This window comes from Methylocucumis oryzae (assembly GCF_000963695.1).
In the GTDB taxonomy this organism is placed as follows: domain Bacteria; phylum Pseudomonadota; class Gammaproteobacteria; order Methylococcales; family Methylomonadaceae; genus Methylovulum; species Methylovulum oryzae.
Map to the genome: position 1 here is coordinate 1 of NZ_LAJX01000316.1, position 6948 is coordinate 6948.

The following is a 6948-nucleotide window of genomic DNA, read 5'->3' on the forward strand; positions in this document are numbered from 1 at the left end:
CTCCTGCGTTTTTCTGCATTCACCACATCCCTGTGGCTTAGCAACGTAGGAGCAGTTGCCGAGGATGCCGTAAATACATCCCTGTAGGCTTGGCGGCAGCATCCCTGCTGCCGACACCCGCGCTCTAAACACCCTGTCCCGGCTTGGTATTGTCCCGTCTTAAGTTGGTAGCCATCGCTTTAAGCAGAAAAAAGCCAAGACTTTGCATAGAGTCTTGGCTTTTATCCTAGTGTTTTAACTCCCGCAGTTCCATGTGGTACGCAGCGTTGTGATTTGCGTCGTTAAGGTGCTGGCTTGATTGCCTGTCACATAATCGTCAGATGCAGGCGTACCGGTGGTATCAATTCGCGTTAATGCTTTGGTCAATTGCTGGCAGGCTTGCTGGTTTTGGTTTTGCGCGCGATATTGACCGGCGGTAATGAATTGATTGCGTAAAGCCACCGATTTATGAACCGCTAATGTGTTGCTATTGACATAGGTTAGGCCACCGTTATCGAGTTGCTGGTCATAAAAAGTCACTAAAGTTTTGATAGCATTAGGTACAGTGGCAATACGCTCATACGCTCCGGCATCACATTGCTGGCTAGCAGGCTGCGGTCTAGTGACACTCCGTTGGTCTGTTGATAAGCATGCACTAGTAACTAAATCTTTAGCGAGGCTGGTTGCTGGAAAGGCATGGGTCAGCGTTGCACCACCATTATCAAGCAATGGTGCGAGTTTTGGATCGCCTATGTGCGTGGCATTACAGGTACCGTCTTCGATGAGGCTATTGCCGGTCATTGTTAATGTGCCATAGTTTCTATGCGAATAACAATCTGAACCACCATTACTGTTGGCGATAATGCTATTCGTTAAGGTTAATTGGCCTGAGTTATTAATACCGGCCACATTACCGTAGCCTGTAAAGTTATTGGATAAGGTGCAATGTTCAAGCGTTAATGAACCGCTATTGCCAATTCCGCCCGTGCCCCAGTTTTCTATATTACGGTTGCCAGACACGGTGCTGTTTCGCATCACGAGTGTGCCAGCGTTGTTTATACCGCCTACGCCACCATTTAAGGCGCGGTTAGCTGAAATTGTTGATTGATTAATTTCGGTGACCGCACCGGGTAAATTAAGAAGTCCACCACCGCGTTCGCCGGTATTATTGCTAATCGTGCTATTGTTTAACGTCAGATGGCTGCCGTATAAACTAGCGATGCCACTACCACTCGAGCCGGTGCCTAATAGCGTGTTACCAGTAATCGTGCTGTTGTTAAGCGTTAATTGCCCGGAGTTGCGTATACCACTGCCATATTGATAATTAGATGCAATATGTCCGCCGCTGATTTTTAACTTATTCAAGGTTAGTTGACCGCTGGATGCGATATGAAATAAACGAAAATGCGGAGTTTCGTCTGCTTGTGAGCGTCTTATCGTAGCCTGATTACCGTTAATAGTGATTTCACTGGTAATAGATGGCAAGCCATTAGGGCCAAAGGTATGGTTATTTACCGTTGTTAGTACATAATTTTTCTTAGGCGCTAAGTTAATCACATCAGCGCCATTGCCACTTGCGCAGCCACCGTCGCCATCGGTGTCAGTATCGGTGTTGGCGTTGTTTATCGCGTTAATCAATATACAGCTGGTATTAACATTAATCGTGGTGGCATAACTATAGCTTGTCGCTAGTGACAGTGCTAAAACTAAGGCTTTGCGATGAAAGGGTAAGCGTGTCATAAATGTACCTCGATATGAAAGTAGTAAGCGCTTGTGATTAACAAGCCGTTATCCGAAGAGTGGCATGAGATAAGCAGGTTTGGCAGCACACTCGTATTCCTTGGCTATCAACTTAAGGCGGGACTGGGTATTCAGAGTGCGTGACGCCGTGAATACATCCCTGTAGGCTTGGCGGCAGCACTCTGAATACCCTGTCCCTGCTAAAGTGTGTAGCCTATTCCTTCGAGCACAGATTAACTCATAGCATCGTTATCGCCAGTGCAATATTCACTCTTTCTAAAAAATCTATCCTGTCTTGTTGCCTAGACTCAGTAAGTCTACGGCAATGTCGTGTTTTTAACAAAAACGATGACAGACTCGTTATTGGCTGTCTTAAAGTCTACAGTTATTATGTAATATATTGATATGTAATATATTTTATGTGTAAGTATTATGGTTTGAAATTTGCTTGTTTCTTGAAAATAGAATGTTATCAAACCCTATAAAGAGGTGAATTATGAATAAAATCGGTATTTTCTTTGGTACAGATACAGGCAGTACCCGCTTAATCGCGAAGAAAAATTTATAACATGTTAGGCGAGGGACTGGCGGATAAGCCCAAAAATATTAATCGCGCTAGTGTTAGCGAATTATTGCAGTATCAAGGGCTTATTTTAGGTACGCCCAGTTATGGTAAAGGGGATTTACCAGGATTAGCAACAGGTTGTGTCGAAGCGAATTGGGCGGAATTTATGCCCTTATTAGACGGTGCTGATTTTGCTGGTAAGCGCGTGGCGATTTTTGGCTTAGGTAATCAAGAGCGTTATTCGGATCGCTTTAACAGCTCAATGATGCAGTTATATCGCCGATTTTTAGGTTATGGTGCTGAAGTCATTGGGCAATGGAGCACCGAAGGCTACATGTTCAACCATTCTCATGCGGTCATAGATGATAAATTTGTTGGTTTGGCATTAGATCAACGTACTCAGCCACATTTAACCGAGGAGCGATTAAAACTCTGGTTAGCCGAGATTACGCCACAATTATTGCCTATAGCGGTAGCGGCGTAAGCTAGCGAGCTCTATTCTGTAGCGCTGCGTCAATTCGGTTATACTTTTGCTATTTAACCGTAGCAGTTTCACAAGTAATGACATTGACGCTAGCAAATCACGATATGGCGAATGTTGCCATTAAGATTAAACAATGGGGACGCGAACTTGGGTTTCAGCAGGTTGGTATTACCGATACTGATTTAACCACCGCTGAAACCTATTTAATAGCTTGGCTAGCTAAGGGCTATCAAGGTGAGATGGACTATATGCAGCGTCATGGCGTTAAACGTAGCCGACCTGAGCAATTAATGCCAGGAACGCTACGTGTGATTTCAGTGCGTATGGATTATTTGCCAGAACCCATGAGCGAAATTGATAAAGTGTTGCAACAAGCTGATGCGGCTTATGTTTCTCGTTATGCCTTAGGGCGCGATTATCACAAGTTATTGCGTAAACGTTTACAGCAGTTAATCAATCGCATTAATGAGGAGCTAAAACTATCGTCTAACGATACGATGCGGGCATTTGTCGATAGCGCGCCCGTGCTGGAAAAAGCCTTAGCTGAAAAAGCCGGTTTAGGTTGGATAGGTAAACATAGTAATCTAATTAACCGGCGCTCGGGTTCTTGGTTTTTCTTAGGCGAGATTTATACGTTTTTTGCCGTTACCGATTGATGAACCGGCTACTGAGCATTGTGGCGCGTGTCGGGCGTGTTTGGATATTTGCCCAACCCAAGCCATTGTCGCTCCTTATCAAGTGGATGCTAGGCGATGCGTGTCTTATCTTACTATTGAGCATCATGGTGTTATCCCTGAGCCATTAAGACCGTTATTAGGTAACCGTATTTATGGTTGCGATGATTGTCAGTTGGTGTGTCCGTGGAATCGGTTTGCGCGTTTAACGGACGAGATAGATTTTAAACCTAGGCATGGTTTGAATACCGAGCAGTTAATCGCTGTATTCCAATGGGATGAAGCGACTTTTTAGCTAAAACTGAAGGTTCAGCGATACGTCGTATAGGTTATCAACGTTGGTTGAGAAATATTGCTGTCGCTTTGGGTAATGCGCCGAGTTCAGAGTCAGTTCGCTCAGCATTATTGGCTAGAATAAATGATGGCTCTGAATTAGTACGAGAGCATGTTGCCTGGGCATTGGCGAGGCATGGTTGAGGGCGAGGGAGTGTTGCTAAAACACTCCCAGTTTTGCAATTAGTAGAAAATTTTTTCGATTAAGTCGCCTTGGCTATCGCGAGTTTCGACTTTGGCTTTGCTAGAGCTATTGTCAATTCCTAAGATACTGAGTTCGCTGCTGCCATTGTTGTTTAAATCCGGTGCGGAACTGATACTTTTTGGCGTGAAGTCAGGGCCTAATACACTAAAGTTCTTCAATGGCTTTTTATTGCTCAGCGCATCTTTAATCATGACTTTCGGCACATTATTTTGCGTGTCGGTATATAACACCGCGATTTCTGCTATGCCATTACCATTCATGTCAGCGATGCTTGCGAGACCTGCAGGTGCTCTAAAGTTAGTGGCAAAATCCAATACGCTAATGACGTCTTTAGTAATACTGTCTTTGATTTTGACAACATGTTTACCGGTTCTGAAATCGACATAAAGAGCTGCGATTTCATGCCCGCCGTTATTATTGATATCGGGTATGATAGCCGAGCCTACATACGCGCTTTCACTCCATTCGCAGATAAAACCCACTACGCTAGACGAAGAGCTTTTAACGTCAAACCATTTTCCGCCAGTAGGATTTTCATTAATCGCTAAGTAGTCTTCATCTTCTTTATTGGATGGCTCGCTTGAGCTCCAGTAGTTATACGTCCAAGGCTCTTCGGTTTGCCATTGCCATACGCCTTCAGTTGTCGCGTCGGAACCACCTAAATAGTAATAAACATAATAGCCAGTGCCATCGAGTAAGATATTGGTTATAAATAAATTTTCTTGTTCTGAGGTAATGGTGGCTAGATGTGCGCTTTGATTTTCGCAGTAGGTTTTTGCTTGGTCGTAAGTGTAATCACGCTCGAAACGTTGATAAAAATGTTTGTTACCATCCCAACGTAGTTTATTAGAATCGGCGTGGGCTAACGTAAATGACGCTGTTAGTGATAACAGGCTTATAGCGCTGACAAGTAATTTTTTTTTACAAAAGGGGGTATGAATAGGCATGTTGACTCCTGATTAGGGTTAATTAGTACATCTCTCAAGCGTTAAGCTTGAGCTGCGACTATTGTAGATGGGTAATTATTAACAAATTGTTAACAAGAATTTAAAAAAGTCTCTCAAATGCTGTGCATTAACGCTAAGCCATGTTGTTTTAACCAGGCGCGTTGCTGTTCGTAGTTAGGTAAGTGTTGTGCGACTAAGCGCCAAAAAGCGGGCGAGTGGTTTCTTTCTTTGATGTGGCATAGCTCGTGTACTACGACATATTCTAAGACTTCAGGCGGGGCCATGATGAGCAGCCAGTTAATATTAATATCGTTATGAATACCGCAACTGCCCCAGCGGCTTTTTTGCTTTCTGATAATAATCGAGCGTGGTTTTAGCTGGTAGGTGGCCGTGTGGCGAGAAACATAATAGTGTACTTGTGCTTTTGCTTGTTGCTTTAGCCATGCAATAAGCGCGTTTTTAATGGCATTATGGCTTTGCTCGTCATCGAGCGAGTCAGGGTGTTGCACGATAAAACCATTATCAAATTGAATCTTGACCTGTTTTTGTTGGGTTTTGCTAAGCACTAAAGGGTAGGACTGGCCTTGATACGGAATTAAGCTGTTGGCGCTATAGCGAATAGGAGCAGCGGTCTGTATGGGTGCTTTGCTTAGCAACTTGCTCTGCGACGCTAAAATCCATTGTTGTTTATCAGATACGAATTTATGTAGATGTTGCTCGGTGACTGCAAGCGGCGCGACGACTTCAATTTTGTTAAGCGTCACTACAATACGAACTCGCGTTGCACGAGCACTGCGACGTATCTGGTAAGAAAAGGGTAGGGCAGGCACAGTCACTATTACGGGCTTTAGTGAGTAGGTATAAAAGCAGATAGAGCACGGGCTAAGCGCTTATGTACCGGTGCGCTGGGATGAATTTGGTCTAAAAAAATATGTTGATTAATTAACCCCGCTGTGCAACCAGTATTAAACATTTGTAACGTATAGTCGTAGCAGCCATGATTTTTATCGGTAAAACCGAATGCTGTGCTGTTGTTCAGAATGGTGTTGAAAAATTCAGGCAAATCGAATAACACTAAATCGATATGAGTATCGCGCTCTATGCGCCTTACTAACTGTTTTAACCGGCGATTGAAGTCTTTAGATAGTTGTGCACTGGTCTTGAGTAGCTCAGGATTATTCTCAGCTAAAGCTTGGGTTTCTGGTAGCTTACTAATATCAGGTGGGCTAATGACAAGGATTTTGCGTGCGCCAGCCGTAATTAATTTGCGTAAATTGTTATCAAAGCCGCTTAGCGCTTTTTCGCTCAGTTGGTTACTTGTGGTTGCATCAGCGCTATCACGCATTGCGCGCAAATCATTTCCGCCTATAAAGACTAGGTATAAATTACCGGCGGGCGCTTGTCCGGTTTGACTTTGTAAGTAAGCATCGACTTGCCCTGATAAATCAATAAAACTATAGCCACCGGCTTTGGCGCTACCAAAAGCGAAATTAGTGCCCAATATTTGCCCAGTGAAAAAAATGCGGGTTTAAGAGGCAAGCCTAATAACGTGGCCAAACGTTCTACTGCCAGTTGACCATTACTAAAGCCTTGTTGATAAGGAGGATGGTTGAGAAAATCATAGGTCGTGATACTGGCAACATTGCCGTTGTCGGATAAGCTATCGCCAAATACGATTAAATTATCGAAATCGGCTGCTTTTACGTTGATGGCGTTAAGTGTCAGTAATAATAAGCATAGCTTGACGGCGTAATTTATTAACATGAGGGTCTGTGGGGTAAGCTTAAACCGTTTCACTTTAGCAGTAATTGAGGCTCGTTGCTATAGTGTAATAGGGGCTACATACTAAAGATGGGGCAGGGTGTTTAGAGCGACAGAAAACTGCTCCTGCGTTTTCTGCATTCACCACGTCCTTGTGGCTCCAGGTGTCGGCAGCAGGGATGCTGCCGCCAAGCCTACAGGGACGTATTTACGGCGTCCTCGGCAACTGCTCCTGCGTTGCCCTACTACACGCCATCCCT

The 6948-nt window shown here is 44.1% G+C and carries 6 protein-coding genes and 1 pseudogene; 2 read left to right on the forward strand and 5 right to left on the reverse strand.

The window, feature by feature from the left end; genetic code table 11:
* Window positions 1–234: 234 nt before the first annotated feature.
* A complete protein-coding gene (locus VZ94_RS23905; RefSeq protein ID WP_052700810.1) occupies window positions 235–1719 on the reverse strand; it encodes a right-handed parallel beta-helix repeat-containing protein in 1485 nt (494 codons plus the stop codon).
* Window positions 1720–2288: 569 nt separating this feature from the next.
* Here VZ94_RS23905 and VZ94_RS20885 point away from each other — a divergent pair.
* Window positions 2289–2768 (forward strand): flavodoxin, encoded by a 480-nt coding sequence (locus VZ94_RS20885; RefSeq protein ID WP_338040564.1) that lies wholly within the window; start codon window positions 2289–2291, stop codon window positions 2766–2768.
* A 77-nt stretch (window positions 2769–2845) separates the two neighbouring features.
* Window positions 2846–3919, forward strand: a pseudogene (queG, locus tag VZ94_RS20890) (tRNA epoxyqueuosine(34) reductase QueG).
* Window positions 3920–3958: 39 nt separating this feature from the next.
* Here the strand turns inward: queG and VZ94_RS20895 are convergent.
* From VZ94_RS20895 to VZ94_RS31255, 4 genes are all read right to left on the reverse strand, one after another.
* The gene (locus VZ94_RS20895; RefSeq protein ID WP_045780720.1) at window positions 3959–4927 is read right to left on the reverse strand and encodes a C-type lectin domain-containing protein; all 969 of its coding nucleotides are present in this window, start codon (window positions 4925–4927) and stop codon (window positions 3959–3961) included.
* Between the two features lie 113 nt (window positions 4928–5040).
* A complete protein-coding gene (locus VZ94_RS20900) occupies window positions 5041–5763 on the reverse strand; it encodes a M48 family metallopeptidase (RefSeq protein WP_338040565.1) in 723 nt (240 codons plus the stop codon).
* 11 nt (window positions 5764–5774) lie between these two features.
* Window positions 5775–6377, reverse strand: a complete 603-nt coding sequence (locus VZ94_RS20905) for an SGNH/GDSL hydrolase family protein (protein ID WP_275575343.1) — start codon at window positions 6375–6377, stop codon at window positions 5775–5777.
* Window positions 6302–6691: an SGNH/GDSL hydrolase family protein gene (locus tag VZ94_RS31255; protein ID WP_045780722.1), complete on the reverse strand. Its 390-nt coding sequence runs from the start codon at window positions 6689–6691 to the stop codon at window positions 6302–6304. Before VZ94_RS31255 ends, VZ94_RS20905 begins: the two co-directional genes overlap by 76 nt.
* Window positions 6692–6948: the final 257 nt, after the last annotated feature.

What these genes read in the sequence shown, in the direction of transcription:
- VZ94_RS23905 (WP_052700810.1), bottom strand. Translation starts at nt 1,719, where the DNA reads ATGACACGCTTACCCTTTCATCGCAAAGCCTTAGTTTTAGCACTGTCA.
- VZ94_RS20885 (WP_338040564.1), top strand. Translation starts at nt 2,289, where the DNA reads ATGTTAGGCGAGGGACTGGCGGATAAGCCCAAAAATATTAATCGCGCT.
- VZ94_RS20895 (WP_045780720.1), bottom strand. Translation starts at nt 4,927, where the DNA reads ATGCCTATTCATACCCCCTTTTGTAAAAAAAAATTACTTGTCAGCGCT.
- VZ94_RS31255 (WP_045780722.1), bottom strand. Translation starts at nt 6,691, where the DNA reads ATGTTAATAAATTACGCCGTCAAGCTATGCTTATTATTACTGACACTT.